The 15475-nt window shown below is 60.3% G+C and carries 14 protein-coding genes; 10 read left to right on the top strand and 4 right to left on the bottom strand.

Going from position 1 to position 15475, the window contains the following annotated elements:
* Window positions 1-5: 5 nt before the first annotated feature.
* Together FJ949_RS22675 and FJ949_RS22680 are read right to left on the bottom strand one after the other, a co-directional pair.
* Window positions 6-287, bottom strand: a complete 282-nt coding sequence (locus tag FJ949_RS22675; RefSeq protein ID WP_140499324.1) for a metal-sensing transcriptional repressor — start codon at window positions 285-287, stop codon at window positions 6-8.
* Between the two features lie 219 nt (window positions 288-506).
* The gene (locus tag FJ949_RS22680) at window positions 507-1577 is read right to left on the bottom strand and encodes an NAD/NADP-dependent octopine/nopaline dehydrogenase family protein (protein ID WP_140499326.1); all 1071 of its coding nucleotides are present in this window, start codon (window positions 1575-1577) and stop codon (window positions 507-509) included.
* Between the two features lie 242 nt (window positions 1578-1819).
* Here FJ949_RS22680 and FJ949_RS22685 point away from each other — a divergent pair, with 242 nt between their 5' ends.
* The 10 genes from FJ949_RS22685 (at window position 1820) to FJ949_RS30790 (ending at window position 10729) form a co-directional block, all read left to right on the top strand.
* Window positions 1820-2791: a LysR family transcriptional regulator gene (locus tag FJ949_RS22685; RefSeq protein ID WP_140499328.1), complete on the top strand. Its 972-nt coding sequence runs from the start codon at window positions 1820-1822 to the stop codon at window positions 2789-2791.
* Window positions 2788-4257 carry an NAD(P)/FAD-dependent oxidoreductase gene (locus FJ949_RS22690; RefSeq protein WP_140499330.1) on the top strand — a complete coding sequence of 490 codons (1470 nt, stop codon included), beginning with the start codon at window positions 2788-2790 and terminating at the stop codon, window positions 4255-4257. Before FJ949_RS22685 ends, FJ949_RS22690 begins: the two co-directional genes overlap by 4 nt.
* Window positions 4254-4736: a hypothetical protein gene (locus tag FJ949_RS22695; protein WP_140499332.1), complete on the top strand. Its 483-nt coding sequence runs from the start codon at window positions 4254-4256 to the stop codon at window positions 4734-4736. The genes FJ949_RS22690 and FJ949_RS22695 overlap by 4 nt, the downstream gene beginning before the upstream one ends.
* Window positions 4733-5296, top strand: coding sequence for a peroxidase-related enzyme (locus FJ949_RS22700; protein WP_140499334.1), 564 nt, complete (start codon window positions 4733-4735; stop codon window positions 5294-5296). Before FJ949_RS22695 ends, FJ949_RS22700 begins: the two co-directional genes overlap by 4 nt.
* A gap of 57 nt (window positions 5297-5353) precedes the next feature.
* Window positions 5354-6094: an amino acid ABC transporter ATP-binding protein gene (locus FJ949_RS22705; protein WP_140499336.1), complete on the top strand. Its 741-nt coding sequence runs from the start codon at window positions 5354-5356 to the stop codon at window positions 6092-6094.
* Window positions 6095-6118: 24 nt separating this feature from the next.
* On the top strand, window positions 6119-6946 hold the full coding sequence (locus tag FJ949_RS22710) for a transporter substrate-binding domain-containing protein (protein ID WP_140499338.1): 828 nt from the start codon (window positions 6119-6121) through the stop codon (window positions 6944-6946).
* 66 nt (window positions 6947-7012) lie between these two features.
* Window positions 7013-7729, top strand: a complete 717-nt coding sequence (locus FJ949_RS22715; protein WP_140499340.1) for an amino acid ABC transporter permease — start codon at window positions 7013-7015, stop codon at window positions 7727-7729.
* A gap of 20 nt (window positions 7730-7749) precedes the next feature.
* Window positions 7750-8442 (top strand): amino acid ABC transporter permease, encoded by a 693-nt coding sequence (locus FJ949_RS22720; protein ID WP_140499342.1) that lies wholly within the window; start codon window positions 7750-7752, stop codon window positions 8440-8442.
* A 292-nt stretch (window positions 8443-8734) separates the two neighbouring features.
* A complete protein-coding gene (locus tag FJ949_RS22725) occupies window positions 8735-10027 on the top strand; it encodes a D-alanyl-D-alanine carboxypeptidase (protein WP_140499344.1) in 1293 nt (430 codons plus the stop codon).
* A gap of 327 nt (window positions 10028-10354) precedes the next feature.
* Window positions 10355-10729 carry an SH3 domain-containing protein gene (locus tag FJ949_RS30790; RefSeq protein WP_281405101.1) on the top strand — a complete coding sequence of 125 codons (375 nt, stop codon included), beginning with the start codon at window positions 10355-10357 and terminating at the stop codon, window positions 10727-10729.
* 263 nt (window positions 10730-10992) lie between these two features.
* On the opposite strand, the gene fdhF is transcribed toward FJ949_RS30790, so the two are convergent.
* Together fdhF and FJ949_RS22740 are read right to left on the bottom strand one after the other, a co-directional pair.
* Window positions 10993-13785 carry a formate dehydrogenase subunit alpha gene (fdhF, locus tag FJ949_RS22735; protein ID WP_140499348.1) on the bottom strand — a complete coding sequence of 931 codons (2793 nt, stop codon included), beginning with the start codon at window positions 13783-13785 and terminating at the stop codon, window positions 10993-10995.
* Window positions 13785-15458: an NAD(P)H-dependent oxidoreductase subunit E gene (locus FJ949_RS22740; RefSeq protein ID WP_140499350.1), complete on the bottom strand. Its 1674-nt coding sequence runs from the start codon at window positions 15456-15458 to the stop codon at window positions 13785-13787. Before FJ949_RS22740 ends, fdhF begins: the two co-directional genes overlap by 1 nt.
* Between the last annotated feature and the right edge of the window lie 17 nt (window positions 15459-15475).

A 15475-nucleotide genomic window follows, 5' to 3' on the forward strand; every position in this document is an offset into this window, starting at 1 on the left:
GTGTCTCACAAGTATTTGGTGATGTCCTTGAATTCATCGATCGAGCGGCGCTGCTCACGCGGCAGCGGCCCCACGACATCTTCCAGGCAGTGGTTTAGGTGATCCTGGATGAGCGTCTTCTTGGCCTGGGAAACAGCCCTTTCGACGGCATGAAGCTGCTGGGCAATGTCAAGGCAAGGCCGGCCTGCTTCGATCATCTCAATAACGCCCCTCAGATGACCGTCGGCCCGCTTCAGCCGTTTGACGATGTCGGGATGGGTCTCGTGAATGTGGGGACGCTCTTTCATTCTGAAGTGCTATCCCCCCGGAGGGGATATTGTCAATTCAGGATGCTCGATTCCCCGCGGCGTCCCGAACGCTACTTTCGACGGTTGCATGGCTGGTTCTGGCGATCGCGGCGCCAGCGACATCGCCCTGACGCTGCGCACCACTGTTAAAATGCACCGACGCGATGACGTAGCGCGGCGCCCCTAAATGTGATCATGCCGTATCGGCTGCGGGCGCACTCAAAACCCCGTGCGGCAAAGGTTTTCAAGATCCGCCTTTGCTATTCCCTCGAGGCCGAGCGCGGGAAGAATATCGTTATCCCCCTTGAGATCGCGACCGTAAGCCGCCGATAATATCGAAACTCCAGACTCGTGGAGCGTCGCCGGTTTCTCGGTGATCTTACCCAACAATACGGTCGGCAGCAGTCCAAACGGAACATCCTCGAGAATGTAGCGGCTTTCGATTGTTGTCGGACCAAAGCCGCCACGGCCTTGACGATCCATCTCCTGGTTCATCTCCGAAACGGTTCCCTTCGGAACATGAAACGACAATGAAAAATGCTCCTGGACGGTGCGAACCGCGATACCAAAATGGGCCGCGATGGCTAGCCGTTCGGCATCCAGAGCCTCGATAAGGCGGCCAGCGGCAGGGGTGACGTTTCCCCCCTGGCTCCATTGCTCGGCTTTTTCCATGCGTGTCAAGTTGAGGAGGGCAATTCCCAAGTGGTTTTGCGGATTGAGGTTGCTGAGCGCGATCGCAAGCATGCCGTCGCGCTTGACAAAACGATCACCAAATAGGCTCGTGCAAAATCCGTATCCTTCATCCTGAGCTTTGAAAGGCAGCGTCGCGACATCAAGCTTCTGGCGAATGGTGGTGACATGGACCTCGGTTGGCCCGAGTTGCCGCCCGGTCAACAGTGTTGTGCCCCACAGGACGATCGGCAAGCTGACCTTGCGCTCCGCCAACCGCCTGGAGAGATACAGTGCCCCGAACGAACAATGCGAACTGATGATGACCGGGATTCCATCGATCAGATGGGGGGCGGCAGCATCCATCACCATCCTGTGGCCGTAAGCCGGAAGTGCAATCACCACCACGTCCGCGTTGGCGATGGCATCCTTGCAATCCTTGGCGATGCGCACCGGTACCGTCGCCGCGATGTCCCCCGTCGCTTTCAACAATTCGCCGGTAGCCAACCCCTTGGTGCGCTGCCCCGACGGTGACCAAAGCATTGGCGAATGCCCCGATCCTGCCAAATAGGCGGCAAGGCCATAAGCAATTGCTCCGGCGCCCAGAATACTCACGCGCATAATATTCCTCCTGTCGCAGGCTTTGTGGTTCGAGAATCCTTGCCGCCGTCACCTGAATTCTTTTCTTCAGGAGGCTTCGCAAGCTGGAGCCGCGTCTGACGTCCCTGTCCGCCTCCGACCCGGATTCTGGCGCTGAGGCCGGCATATGCACAAAGCCCGTAACGAACATTCGTTTCCGCTTGACATATATCAAAAACGAATGAGACGATGTCAATCATACGGATTACGCATGTAGGAGAAACATGGAAACCCGGGACCTTCAGACCTTCCTTGCGGTTGCTGCCAGCGGCAGTATCACCAGGGCGGCTGACATGCTCGGGCGTTCCCAGCCTGCGGTGACGCGCACCATTCAGGAGCTCGAGGCCGAACTTGGCTTCGAATTGCTGCATCGGATCGGTCGACGGGTGCAGTTGTCTGAAGAAGGAGTCGCGTTCGAGGAGGAAGCACGACGCCTGCTGATGTCCTTCACCGAACTCGCAGCGCGGGCCAAGATGATCGCCGCCGGCAGAGGGCGAATCCTGCAGATCGTCACCACCTCCGCGATCGGCACCGGCTTGATCCCTACGGCCTTGGCTGAACTCCAAGGTGCCGAGCTTCCGCACGAGACGCATCTCGGGCAGTTCCTTCCCTCGACCGTCGCTCAGGAAGTGCGCAGCGGACGTGCCGAGGTCGGGTTTTCAAGCCTGCCGCTCGATACGCCCGGTCTGGATGTCCTGCGGCTCTATTCGGCGCCTGATGTTGCTGCCGTGCGGGAGGATGATCCGCTGGCCGAACTAGATGTCATACCGCTTTCCGCTTTTGCCGGCCGCCGCGTCGCCACGTTGCTCAACCCGCTGCGTTTCCAGTTGCATGTCTCCAAGGCGTTGGCGGCCAGGGGCATCGACACCGGGCCAGTAATCCGCACGAATACCGCCTATGGCGCGTTGCAGATCGTACGCCGGACTGGTGTTGCGGCTGTCATCGATCCCCTCACCGCCTATGGCGTGGGCTTGCCTGGGGTCGTCATCCGCCCGATCGACGTAACCGTCCTCTTTTATTGGGGTGTTGTGGCTGGCGAAAAACGCCCCCTTCGTCCAGTCGCGCAGGCGTTGGTGGATGCGGTCGAGGCGGTGGCTGAACGGTCGATCGTTGGCTTCAAGAAACTCGATCCGACCCTGGCCGGCCAATTGGTGGCCGATCCTGCCTCCGGCACAAATCACGGAACGGGAATATGAAGCACACCCCCAGTTCGCACCCCCCGAGAGGTCTAGCCGCGCTTGAAGCACAACTTGCTCAGGACCTCGATTTTCTCGAACTGCCTGCCAAGCCATGGGTTCCCGCGCGTTCGCGCGATGGCGTGCCGGTCCGTGACGTCGTTGTGATCGGCGCCGGCATGTGCGGACTTGCTGCCACCGCAAAGCTGGTGCTGACGGGGATAACCAATGTCGTCGCCTATGACGCGGCTCCAGCCGGCTTCGAAGGGCCATGGATAACGTTTGCCCGCATGCAAACGCTCCGGTCGCCGAAAACGCTGCACGGTCCGTCGCTCGGCCTGCCGCAGCTGACATTCCGCGCCTGGTTCACGGCACAATGGGGCGTCGAGGCATGGCGGTCGCTGGACAAAATCCCCAAGGGCCAGTGGATGGACTACCTGGTCTGGTATCGGAACGTTCTTGGTCTGCCGGTGCGCAACAGCGTGCGCATGACAGGCGTTGCAGCCGTTGGCGATCTGATTGCGATCGATGTCGAGGGCGCGGAAACCGGCCGGGTTCTCACCCGTCGTCTCGTTCTAGCCACCGGTCGGTCCGGTCTCGGCGGTTTTGCCGTGCCCGATTTCCTCAGAGGCATCGATCGCTCCTATTGGGCCCATTCTGCCGACGATATCGATTTCGATGCACTGAAGGGCAAGCGTGTGGCGGTTATCGGCGCCGGTGCCTCTTCGATGGACAATGCCGCGACGGCGCTCGAGGCGGGCGCCGGTTCAGTCGACATGTTGATCCGGCGCAAGGAAATGCCGCGCATCAACAAGCTGACCGGAATCGGCAGCCAGGGTGTCATCCTCGGCATGTATCATTTGCCTGACGCCTGGAAGTGGAGATTCTTCGACTACACCGCCTCGACCCAGACGCCGCCGCCGCGTTCATCGACGCTTCGCGTGTCTCGTCATGCGAATGCCCGCTTCTTTCTCGACTGCGGCGTGGTCGCGGTAAAGGAAGATGCCGGAGGCCTTCTGGTCGAAACCACGCAAGGACCGGTGCGCTACGATTTCATGATCGCTGCGACCGGCTTTTCAAATGACTTCAGTGGTCGCCCGGAATTCGCTGCCCTCGCCCCACACATTCGCACCTGGTCGGATGGTCGATATACGCCGGACATGGGGCCGCCGCGCGCAGGCATGTTGGAGGCACCGGATCTCGGCCCCGCCTTCGAATTCCGCGAGCGCGTCCCCGGTTCCTGCCCGATGCTGGCGCATGTCCACTGCTTCAACGACGCCGCCATGCTGACCCATGGTAAGGTCTCCGGCGATATCCCGGCCGTCAGCGCCGGTGCCGACCGTCTGGTCCGCGGCATTGCCGCGTCGCTGTTCGCCGAAGACGTCGAAACCCACTTCGCCAATCTGATCGCCTATGACACCCCGGAACTTCTGGGCGACGAATGGGTCGATTCAACACCCTTGTTGCATAAGGAGGCCGTACTGTGATCGACGCAATGGACAAGGCTGCAGGTCTTTCACCGGACGATGCCCTTTTTGCTGCACGGCGGTTTCGGCCCGAATTCGTGCGAGGGGCCGAGGAATGTCGCCTCTCCGTCCTGCAGCCGGCAAACGACCAGGGGCTGGCGCCGAATTTGCGGGTCGCTCTGGCCCGTCGCATGGCAGCTCTGAACGCCGATCCCGTCCTGATGGCCGAATATGAGGTGCAACTGGCTCAGCTTGGTCCCACGGAGCAGCTTCTGTCCTTGGCCCGGGGGGAAACGGATTTGAATGAACCTCTGGCGACCATCGCCCGACATGTTGACCTGATCACCCTGACGCCGAAAAAGGCGGAGGCGAGCCACATTGCTCTGCTCGCCCAAGCCGGATTGAACAATCCCCAGATCGTTGCGCTCTCCGAATTGATTGCCTTCATCAACTTCCAGACCCGGGTCGCAACCGGCTTGCGATTGATGAGGCGGGCATGATTTCCTCGGTGCGCCTGAAGCCGCTGAATTGGCATCCCTATATCGCACCGGTCGAGCTATCGGAGGCAACGCCGGAACAGCTCGAAGCGATGAAGGTTACGCCGTCGGCCAAGAAAGTTTCGGAATATGTGCGCACCCTTGTGCATGATCCCGAGAGCTATCTTGCCCGCACGGTGTTGTTCAACGCGATCATGTACGTCGAGGGCGGGCTTGCCCGTCCCGACCGCGAGCTTGGCGCATTGGGTGCCTCGATCGTCAATGGCTGCAAATTCTGTGCCGTTGTTCACGCCCGCCGGCATGCAGAGCTGACCAAGAGCGATGAAGTGGTCACGGCGCTGTATCTCGACAAACCTGAAAAGCTCGGGTCGCGCGATGCGGCAATCTACAACTTTGCCCGCCGCCTGTCGACGGCGCCGTCGGAAGCGACGGCAGACGACGTCGCCTCGCTGCGATCAGTCGGCATGAATGATGCCGAGATCATCGACCTCGTCCACGCCATAGCGATCTTCGGCTGGGCAAACCGGCTGATGCACGTCCTGGGCCATGCGGAGAGCGGGTGATGACGTTGCATCCGGTCAAGCCAGTCCGTCCCACACTTTCCGAAGGGCCAACCAGCAATGCTTGAACTCAAAGATATAAAGCTGTCTTACGGAAGCACGCAGGTCCTGAACGGCGTCAATCTCTCGGTAAAGCGGGGTGACGTGGTGTCGATCATCGGCCCCAGTGGCACCGGCAAGACCACGCTGCTGAAATGCATCAACTGTCTGGCCAAGCCGTCGTCAGGAACCATCGCGTTCGATCAGATTCGGATGGACTACCAGCGTGCCGACAAGGCCGCTGTCCAGGCGATCCGGTTGAGGACGGCGATGGTCTTTCAGCAGTTCAACGTCTTCAAGAACATGACGGTCCTCCAGAACGTGATGGATCCGCTCGTTGTGGTGCAGCGCAAATCCAAGGAAGAGGCGCGGGAAATCGCGCTCAGAGAGCTCGATCGGGTCGGTCTCTCGTCGAAGCGAGACAGCTATCCATCCCAGCTCTCGGGCGGCCAGCTCCAGCGCACCGGCATCGCACGCGCGCTGGCGGTGCGTCCTGACGTCATCCTCTTCGATGAGCCTACATCATCGCTGGACCCTGAACTTGTCGGTGAAGTTTTGAAGGTGATCAAGGATGTCACGTCGTCAGGGATCACGTCGCTGCTTGTGACCCACGAGATGCAATTCGCAAAGAACATCTCGAACCGGATCGTCTTCATGGACCGTGGCGTGGTTGCCGCCGACGGCAGTCCGGCTGAAATCTTCGACGCGCCTTCCAGTCCACGACTGGCTCAATTCCTGCAGTCAGAACTCGCTTTTCAATAGCTCAACAAGAAGGGAACCCAAGAAATGTCTGCAATCACATCCGGTTTTTCCCGCCGCTATGTCCTGGCCGTCGCTGGTGGCATCGCAATTGCCCTTGCAACCGCGGGGACCAGCTATGGTCAGACCGTCCGGACGATCAAGATCGCAACGTCTGCCGAATCCAAGCCGCTGGCCTGGGGCGCCATCGGCGTCGAACCGCAAGGCTATGAGCCCGATCTTCTGAGGGCGATCAATGCGAAGCTACCGCAGTACAAGTTCGAAATGGAAGGTGTGTCCGACATCGCCCAGGAAACCGGCCTTGCCACCGGGAAGTACGACATCGCCGTAGGTGGCTACTACAAGTCGCCCGAGCGAGAGAAGCAATTCATCATTCCAGAGAACCCGATGGGCGCCAGTCTGATGAAAATCTACAGCAAGAAAGACAGCGGCATAAAGGAAATGAAGGACCTGGTCGGCAAGAGGATCGTTCCGACCACGGCAGGTGGCGGAACCTACAAGTTCATCATGAACTGGCAGAAAGAGAATCCGCAATATAAGCTCGACGTCACGGCATCGAGCGCCGGGATCCCCTACCCGAACCGCCTGGATGAAGTTCAGAACGGCAAGTTCGACGCATTGGTTCTACCGTCTAACCTCGGTGAGCAGGCGGTCATCGACAACAAGAAGCTCGATATCGTCGCATCCGATCCGGTCTACAGCAACAACACGTACATGCTGATTCACCGGTCAGCGGAAAACAAGATCCTGGCCGAGGACGTCAACAAGGTGCTCAAGGAACTGAAGGACGACGGCACGATCGACAAGCTCTCGCAGAAGTGGTTCGGCGAGGACATCGTGAAATACATGAAGTAACAAGGCGTCCTCAGCTGCATCTGGATAGCCGGCGTTGAGGCAGAACTGCAAGAAGGAGTGTTCCAAGTGGACGTTTCTGCTATGATTCCCGAGTTGCTCTCGGCGTTGCCGCTGACGCTGGCCATCACTTTTACGGCCCTCATTGCTGGGTTCTGCCTAGCTCTCCTTGCGACAACACTCCGGGTCCGCAGGGTGCCAGTGATCAGTCACCTGGCGGATCTCTACGTATCCTATGCCCGGAGTGTTCCCGTCGTCCTCCAATTGTTCGTTGCGTTTTACGGGCTTCCCTTGCTGGTAATCCTGTTCGGCTCCGAAGATTTTTTCTCGCCGACGATCGCTGCGATGGTGGCATTGAGCTTTTATCACGGCGGCTACCTGTCAGAAGTCCTGCGACCTGCATATCTGGCCGTCGATCGCGGCCAGCATGATGCGGCAGACAGTCTTGGATATACCTTTCGCCAGAAAATCACGCGCGTCATCGGGCCACAAGCAGTGCACTTCGCATTGCCGGGCTACGGGAACTCCGTCATCTACCTGATCCATAACGTTGCGCTGGTGATGTACATCGGGGCGGCGGATGTCATGGCGACCGCGCATTTGATCATGGAGCGCGACTATAATCAGTACCAGTTCGAAACCTATCTCGTGCTGGCGGTCATCTATTCGGTGATGTGCTTGATCGCATGGCTCATCGTCCGCTTCTTCGAGCTTCGTTCCCCGATGCAGGCACCGGAGGCTACGACATCTGCTCAGATCAAGAACACACTGATCGCGAGCGTGTGACCTAACAAGGGTATTTGACCATGTTTGAGACCGATATCCTGCTCCAGGACTCGCGGGAAATTCTGGGCGCCGTACCCGTAACGCTTGCAATGGCCCTCACGATCTTCGTGCTCTCGACGATGGTCGGCAGCCTGTTTGCGCTTGTGGAATATAGACGGATTCCCGCACTGCGAGAGCTCGTCATGGCCTACAAGGTCGTCTTCAAGGGCGTTCCGATGGTGATCGTGATCTTCCTCGCCTATTTCGGTCTTCCCCCCGCGCTTCAGTTTCTGTTTTCATTGGTTGGCATAGACTTCAACGCCCACCAAACGCCCAATTGGGTTATCCTTGTCATTGCGGTGACCGGCTGTGTCGCCGCGTTCCAGGCCGAGATTATCAAAGGAGCCCTCAACGCCTTTGACACCGGTCAGGCAGACGCAGCCTATTCGCTTGGCTATACAAGGGGCCAATTGTTTCGACGGGTGCTATTTCCCCAGGTCGCCCTGACAGCAATTCCCGATCTGACAACCTCGATGATGGTTATCATGAAGGCGCTTTCACTCGGATTCGCCATCGAGGTTGTCGATATCTTCGCGCAATCACAACTGACCGCCGCGTTGAATTTCTACTATCTCGAAGCCTTCGTGATTGCCGTCGTGATCTACATGGTGATTGCCTATATCGTCACACAGATCGCCGACAGGATGGAGCAAGCGCTTAGGGTACGGACCTGAGGATGTGGAATAGAATCTTCTAGCAAGATCGACTTGTCTTCCGCGGAAGCATCCTGGTAGTCGATGCCGCAATCGATGCGCGCCTCGAGCCGTGCGGCGTTCCGCGAACCGTCACGGCGGCCGACCTTATCTGGTGCGGAATCGAGGGATAGAGCCGAGACAATTTGAGGCCTCTCGTTAAGAATGCGATAACCAATTGGTAACGGTGCCTGCCTAGCTTCGTGATGCGATGGCCGGCTCGCCCGGCCACATTTTACACGGAGCGGCGACGGGCGGGCGGATGTATCTGGTAATGGAGAAGCTTGTCGCCTTCCCGGCGTCATTGTTGAAATTCGCCTTGAGGATCTCGGTCGTCATCGTGTTTTGCGCCGCCTCTGCTTCCGCCGTGCAGGCCAATTCCAGATTTTCAGGCATTGTCATCGATGCCAAGACAGGCAAGACCCTCTACAGAGATCATGCGGACGCTCCGCGCTATCCAGCGTCTCTCACCAAGATGATGACGCTCTACCTCATCTTCGACGCGCTCGAGAGCGGCAGGATCTCGAAAGGCACGGCAATACCGGTATCGGCCAATGCTGCCAACGAGGCTCCCTCCAAACTCGGACTGAAGCAGGGTCAAACGATCACCGTCGAACAGGTCATATTGGCGCTGGTAACGAAGTCCGCCAACGATGCCGCGACGGCCATTGGCGAGTTCCTCGGCGGGTCGGAGGTCGGCTTTGCACGTCTCATGACGCAAAAAGCACGACAGTTGGGAATGACCTCCACCACGTTCAGGAACGCTAACGGACTGCCCGACACAGCCCAGAAGACCACGGCGCGCGACATGGCACGCCTTGGCCTGGCGCTCAGGGATCATCACCCTGGCTATTATTCCTACTTCAACACCCGATCCTTCAAATACAAAGGTCGGCGCTTCGGCAATCACAACCATCTGCTCGGCCGGGTGAAGGGCGTGGATGGGATCAAAACGGGATACACGAATGCCTCGGGCTTCAACCTGGTTTCTTCCGTCGAGGCGCAGGGCCGCAGCATCGTCGCGGTGGTGATGGGCGGACATACGATCAGGAGCCGAGATGCACGCATGAAGCGTCTCATCAGCCGCTATCTGGCTAAGGCTTCCAACGGTCCGGACCGGTTCAGGATCGATCGTGGCGGAGAAAGCGCATTGGTCGCCTCCGCGGCTTCGAACGCATCGGTGCCCACTCCGACGTGGAAGCCGGCCCAGGTGGCCGATTCCCGAGCCGCTTTCGCCGCTGAGGCGATGGGCGATGTGCCCAGGGAGCAGGCCCTGTCTGCCGATGCCACCGATCCGATCAGCACCGCTTCCACCCACGAAGGTCAATGGATCATCCAGATTGGATCGATGCCAAGCAAGGCCGCAGCTCGTGAAATCCTTTCACTCGCGGCTCGCAAAGCACCAAAACTGCTTTCGAACACTTCTGCTTTTACCGAGGCATTCGAAAAAGGTGGCGATGTGTACTACCGCGCCAGATATGCCGGCTTCGACAACAAGTCGGAAGCGTGGCGCGCTTGCGGGCGACTGGCGCTCAAAAACATCGATTGCTACGCGCTCACTCGGTAGGTGGGACCGAAGGCCCATGCGAACGCTGCAACTCGCCTCTCCCGACGTCGTATCACCAGGACCGTGCGGCAATATCGAAAGATGTCCTCGAGCCCTCTTCGATCCTTCGCATGGAGCTTCGCCGTGAAACGCCGCGGTTGTGCGCCTCGGAGCAACGTCGTCTCGCCAACTTATCAAGACACCGGTTGCGGCTTTTTCGTCACGGGTAGCGTCCTTCGTTGTTGCCTCATCGTTGCATTATGTGTTGCAACTGTCACAAAGGCTGGCCCTCAAGCTGCCGCCAATGGGATTGCCTTGCCCCGCTTCGCGTCGTTGAAGAGTTCTCCTGTGAATATGCGGGTCGGACCGGGCACCCAATATGACGTCGAATGGGTTTATGTCCGGCCCAGGATTCCGCTTGAAATCTACCAGGAATATGGAAACTGGCGGCGCGTGCGAGACTGGCAGGGAACATCCGGCTGGGTCTTCGGTCCGCTTCTTTCGGGGCGAAGGACCGCTGTAACCGCCCCATGGAGCAAGGACAAGATCGCGCTGCGCGGGAAGCCTTCGGTTTCCAGCCTCGTCACCGCATGGCTGGCGCCGGAAGTAATTGTCGAACTGGTGCGCTGCGACGGCCAATGGTGCAGGGTCGCGGTCAATTCGCTGGCAGGCTTCGTCAGGCAAACCCGCCTTTGGGGCATCTATCCTAACGATATACTCTAACAGCAGCACTCGTCGGAAGGCTGCTGCTGGTCGGCCGGTGATCGCATCTCGCGTCGCCTTCAGCCAAATCAAACCTCGCGAGAAAAACGCCGAGTTGAAGGCGTTCCGCACAACTATGGCTGACATCTGGCCGCCGACAGAGCCCCTCCCACCTGTCGCGAGCCTTCGCGACGGCCTGCCCGACTATTCCGGCGGCCGTCGGACAATGGACTTCCTCAAGTCAGCCATCGCCCAACACCACCTCCGCGGGCAGTTTCCAAACGTCATTCGGCAGCTTCGACCGATCTCGATGCCGGCACGATCCGCGCGGCACAATATTTGAACTCGGGGATCTTGCCGTAAGGATCGAGCATAGGATTGGTAAGCATGTTGGCCGGGCTCTCGTTAAAGCAGAACGGCATGAACACCATGCCATCGGCGACCTCTCGATCGGCCCGCAGAATGGCTTCGACAATGCCGCGCCGCGTCTCCACGTTGATCACGTCTCCCTGCGCCAGCCCGCGGCGCTTGATCTCGTAGGGATTCATTGCAGCAATGCCGTAGGGCTCGATCGCGTTGAGCACCCCGGCGCGGCGTGTCATGGCGCCCGTGTGCCAGTGCTCCAGCAGGCGCCCGGTGGTTAGCACCAGAGGATATTCGTCGTCGGGCACCTCGTCGGGAGGCAGGAGGTCGGCGGGCACGATGCGCCCGCGGCCATCCGCGGTCGGAAACCCGGTGGTGAAGACGATCTCGTTGCCAGGAACATCAGGACCATCGGCAGGATAGACGACGGACTCCTCGCGTTCGATGCGCTCCCAGGAAATGTGCTTCAGCGACGGCATTACTTGCGCCATTTCGCCGAAGACGTCCGAAACGTGCCCGTAGTTCCAGTCCAGCCCCATGCGTCTGGCAAGCTCGATGATGAGATCGAGATCCTGCCGCGCCTCGCCCGGCAGGTTGACGGCCGGCCGGCCGATCTGCACCTGCCGATTGGTATTGGTGTAAGTGCCGAGCTTCTCAGCATGCGCGGAGGCAGGGAGCACCACGTCGGCATGCCACGCTGTTTCGGTCAGGAAGATGTCCTGAACAACCAGATGCTCTAGCTTGGCGAGTGCGGCGCGCGCATGGCTCTGGTCCGGATCGGACATGGCCGGGTTCTCGCCCATGATGTACATGCCCCGGATCTCGCCGTCATGGATCGCGTCGACGATCTCGACGACGGTCAAGCCGCGTTTGGGGTCGAGCGTCTGGCCCCAGAAATTCTCGTACTGGCCGCGGATATCGGCATTCTCCACCGATTTGTAGTCGGGGAAATACATCGGGATGAGGCCCGCGTCCGAGGCGCCCTGGACATTGTTCTGGCCGCGCAGCGGATGCAGGCCTGTGCCGGCGCGCCCGACATGCCCCGTGATCAGCGCCAGCGCGATCAGGCAGCGCGAATTGTCCGTGCCGTGGGTGTGCTGCGAAATGCCCATGCCCCAAAAAATCATCGAGCGCTCCGCCTTGGCATAGGTGCGCGCCACCTCGCGCAGTACACCGGCCTCGATGCCGCAGACGGGAGCCATCGCCTCGGGCGAAAAATCCTTCACCTTGGCCTTCAATGCCTCGAAGCCGGAGACATTGGCCTGGATGTACTGCTCGTCGTAGAGCCTCTCTTCTATGATGACGTGCAGCAGCGCGTTGAGCATCGCCACGTCGCTGCCCGGCTTGAAGCGCAGCGCATAGCTGGCGTGGCGCATCAGTTCCTGGCCGCGCGGATCCATCACGATCAGCTTGGTGCCGCGCTTTGCCGCTTGCTTGAAATAGGTGGCGGCCACTGGATGGTTTGTCGCCGGCCGCGCCCCGATGATGATCACGCATTCGGCCTTCATGGCGTCCATGAAAGGCGCCGAGACCGCGCCAGAGCCGACGCCCTCCATCAGAGCGGCCACGGAAGAGGCGTGGCAGAGCCGGGTGCAGTGGTCGATATTGTTGGTGCCGAAACCCTGCCGGACGAATTTCTGGAAGAGATAGGCCTCCTCATTCGACCCCTTTGCCGAGCCGAAGCCAGCCAGCGCCTTGCCACCATGCTGGTCGCGGATGCGTTTCAGCCCGCTGGCAGCGCGCTCCAGCGCCTCTTCCCAGCTGGCCTCGCGGAACACTGTCAGCGGGTCGACACTGCGCAGATCAATGTCGCCGGCCTTCGGCGCGTCGTCGCGACGGATCAGCGGCTTCGTCAGCCGTTCGGGCGACATCACATAGTCGAAGCCAAAGCGCCCCTTGACGCAGAGCCGGTTCTCGTTCGCCGGACCGTTACGGCCGTCAACCTGGACGATTTTATTGTCCTTGACAGCGACCTGCGTCTGGCAGCCAACGCCGCAAAACGGGCAAACCGTATCGACGGCCTTGTCGAACGCCTGGACGACACGCGTCTTGCCGGTCTCGTCCATCAGCGATTTCTCGTAGAGCGCACCAGTCGGGCAAGCCTGGACGCATTCGCCACAGGTGACGCAGGTCGACAGGCCCATCGGATCGTGCATATCGAAGACAGGAATCGAGTGATTGCCGCGCTCGGCCATGCCGATCACGTCGTTGACCTGCACCTCGCGGCAGGCGCGCACGCAAGCGCCGCAGGTGATGCACGCGTCGAGATTGACGGCAATGGCCGGATTGGTGATGTCGAATTCTGGCGCTAGCCCCTCCTCGGTGAACTTGGAACGGTATCGGCTGCCCGAAATCCCCATCGAACCGGCCCATTGCCAGAATGCCGACTGGTTGTCTGGACCGTCGCTCGCCGGTCGCATGTTGCTTGCGAGGAGCTCGAATACCATCTCGCGCGATTTGCGGGCGCGTTCGGTATCGGTTTTCACGACCATGCCGGCGGAAGGCTGGCGAACGCAGGAGGCAGCCAGCACGCGCTCGCCTTCGATGTCGACCATGCAGGCGCGGCAATTGCCGTCGGGACGATAGCCCGGCATGTCGACATGGCACAGATGCGGAATCTTTGTTCCCTGGCGCTTGGCGACATCCCAGATAGTCTCGCCAGGGGCGGCGCTCACGGTTTGCCCATTGAGGGTGAATACCACGCTCTCGGCCATCAGAGGTCACTCCGGAAATGCGTCAGCAGATGGTTGATCGGATTGGGCGCCGCCTGGCCCAGGCCGCAGATCGACGAATCGCGCATCACGGCTTCGAGGTCGCGAATCTTATCTTCCGGCATCGGGCCCTGCTCCTGCAAGATAGCCACCAACTTTTCGGTTCCCTCGCGACAAGGCGTGCACTTCCCGCAGCTCTCATGTTTGAAGAATTTCATGAGGTTGAGCGTGACCTGCTTTATATTGTCGGCCCGCGAGAACACGACTATAGCATGGGAGCCGACGAAGGCGCCCTGCTTGGCCAGATCGCCGCCGAAATCGAGCGGAATGTCTCCCAGTGCTGCTGGCAGGATGCCGCCTGAGGCGCCACCCGGCAAATAGGCCTTGAACTCATGACCGTCCGCCATACCGCCGCAATAGTCGTCGATCAATTCGCGTACCGTGACGCCGGCCGGCGCCAGCTTGACGCCGGGATTTTTCACCCGGCCGGATACGGACCATGAGCGGATGCCAGGGTGGCCGGGCCTGCCCTGCGCAGCGAACCATTGCGCGCCCTTTTCGACGATGTCGCGGATCCACCAGAGCGTCTCGACATTATGGTTGAGCGTCGGTCGTCCGAACAGGCCGACCTCGGCGATGTAGGGGGGGCGGTGGCGCGGCATGCCGCGCTTGCCCTCGATGCTTTCCAGCATCGCACTCTCCTCGCCGCAGATATACGCACCAGCGCCGCGGCGGAGCTCGATGAAGCCCGGCTTGACGATGCCGGCGGCCTCGAGCGCGGCGATCTCCTGACGAAGAATGGCGAGCACCGCAGGGTATTCGTCACGCATGTAAAGATAGATCCGTTCCGCCTCGACGGCGTGCGCCGCGATCAATGCACCCTCAAAGGCACGGTGCGGATCTCGCTCGAGATAGATGCGGTCCTTGAAGGTGCCGGGCTCCCCCTCGTCGCCATTGATCGACATCAGACGCGGGCCCGGATAGGAACGCACGAACTGCCACTTCTTGCCAGCGGGAAAACCCGCACCGCCCAGACCCCTCAAGCCCGCATCGCCCACGGTGGCGATGAGCTCGTCCGTGGTCAGCGCCCCAATCCGTACCCGCTGCAAAAGCTGGTAGCCGCCCGCCTGCCGATACGCCTCCAGCCCGACATAATCGGGCACGTTCACACCGGTCTCCGCTGCCGCGGCCATGCGCCTCAGGCCCTCGGCGGTTGCCTGGTCGACCTCGCGATCACCGATACGCGCGGCAGGCGCGCCAGCGCAACGGCCCATGCAGGGCGCGCGCATGACCCTGATCGCCGCTGGATCGGCGCCCGCTTGCAATTCAGCCAGGAGCGTGTCGGCGCCCGCCAGCATGCAACTCACTGAATCGCACACGCGGATTGTCAACGGCGCAGGCGGCATCTCGCCTTCCTTCACAACGTCGAAATGGTCGTAGAAGGTCGCCACCTCGTAGACCTCGGCCTGCGACAAGCGCATATCTTGCGCCAGCGCCCGCAAATGCCGCGCCGACAGGCAGCCATATCGGTCCTGGATCAGATGAAGGAATTCGATCAGCAAGTCGCGCCGTCGCTGGCGCGCGCCCAGGAGCGCCTGAACCTCGGCGAGCGCAGCGTCATCCAGCGGCCTGCCCTTTGGTCCGCGATCACGCGGCCGTCGTTCCTGGATCGTCATGTGCTCACCTCCCCGAG

It is taken from the genome of Mesorhizobium sp. B2-4-1 (assembly GCF_006442185.1).
Taxonomy (GTDB): domain Bacteria; phylum Pseudomonadota; class Alphaproteobacteria; order Rhizobiales; family Rhizobiaceae; genus Mesorhizobium.

Coding starts and splice junctions, on each gene's coding strand:
- FJ949_RS22685 (WP_140499328.1), top strand. CDS start 1,820: ATGGAAACCCGGGACCTTCAGACCTTCCTTGCGGTTGCTGCCAGCGGC.
- FJ949_RS22710 (WP_140499338.1), top strand. CDS start 6,119: ATGTCTGCAATCACATCCGGTTTTTCCCGCCGCTATGTCCTGGCCGTC.
- fdhF (WP_140499348.1), bottom strand. CDS start 13,785: ATGGCCGAGAGCGTGGTATTCACCCTCAATGGGCAAACCGTGAGCGCC.
- FJ949_RS22725 (WP_140499344.1), top strand. CDS start 8,735: ATGGAGAAGCTTGTCGCCTTCCCGGCGTCATTGTTGAAATTCGCCTTG.
- FJ949_RS22675 (WP_140499324.1), bottom strand. CDS start 287: ATGAAAGAGCGTCCCCACATTCACGAGACCCATCCCGACATCGTCAAA.
- FJ949_RS22720 (WP_140499342.1), top strand. CDS start 7,750: ATGTTTGAGACCGATATCCTGCTCCAGGACTCGCGGGAAATTCTGGGC.
- FJ949_RS22705 (WP_140499336.1), top strand. CDS start 5,354: ATGCTTGAACTCAAAGATATAAAGCTGTCTTACGGAAGCACGCAGGTC.
- FJ949_RS22680 (WP_140499326.1), bottom strand. CDS start 1,577: ATGCGCGTGAGTATTCTGGGCGCCGGAGCAATTGCTTATGGCCTTGCC.
- FJ949_RS22700 (WP_140499334.1), top strand. CDS start 4,733: ATGATTTCCTCGGTGCGCCTGAAGCCGCTGAATTGGCATCCCTATATC.
- FJ949_RS22740 (WP_140499350.1), bottom strand. CDS start 15,458: ATGACGATCCAGGAACGACGGCCGCGTGATCGCGGACCAAAGGGCAGG.
- FJ949_RS22690 (WP_140499330.1), top strand. CDS start 2,788: ATGAAGCACACCCCCAGTTCGCACCCCCCGAGAGGTCTAGCCGCGCTT.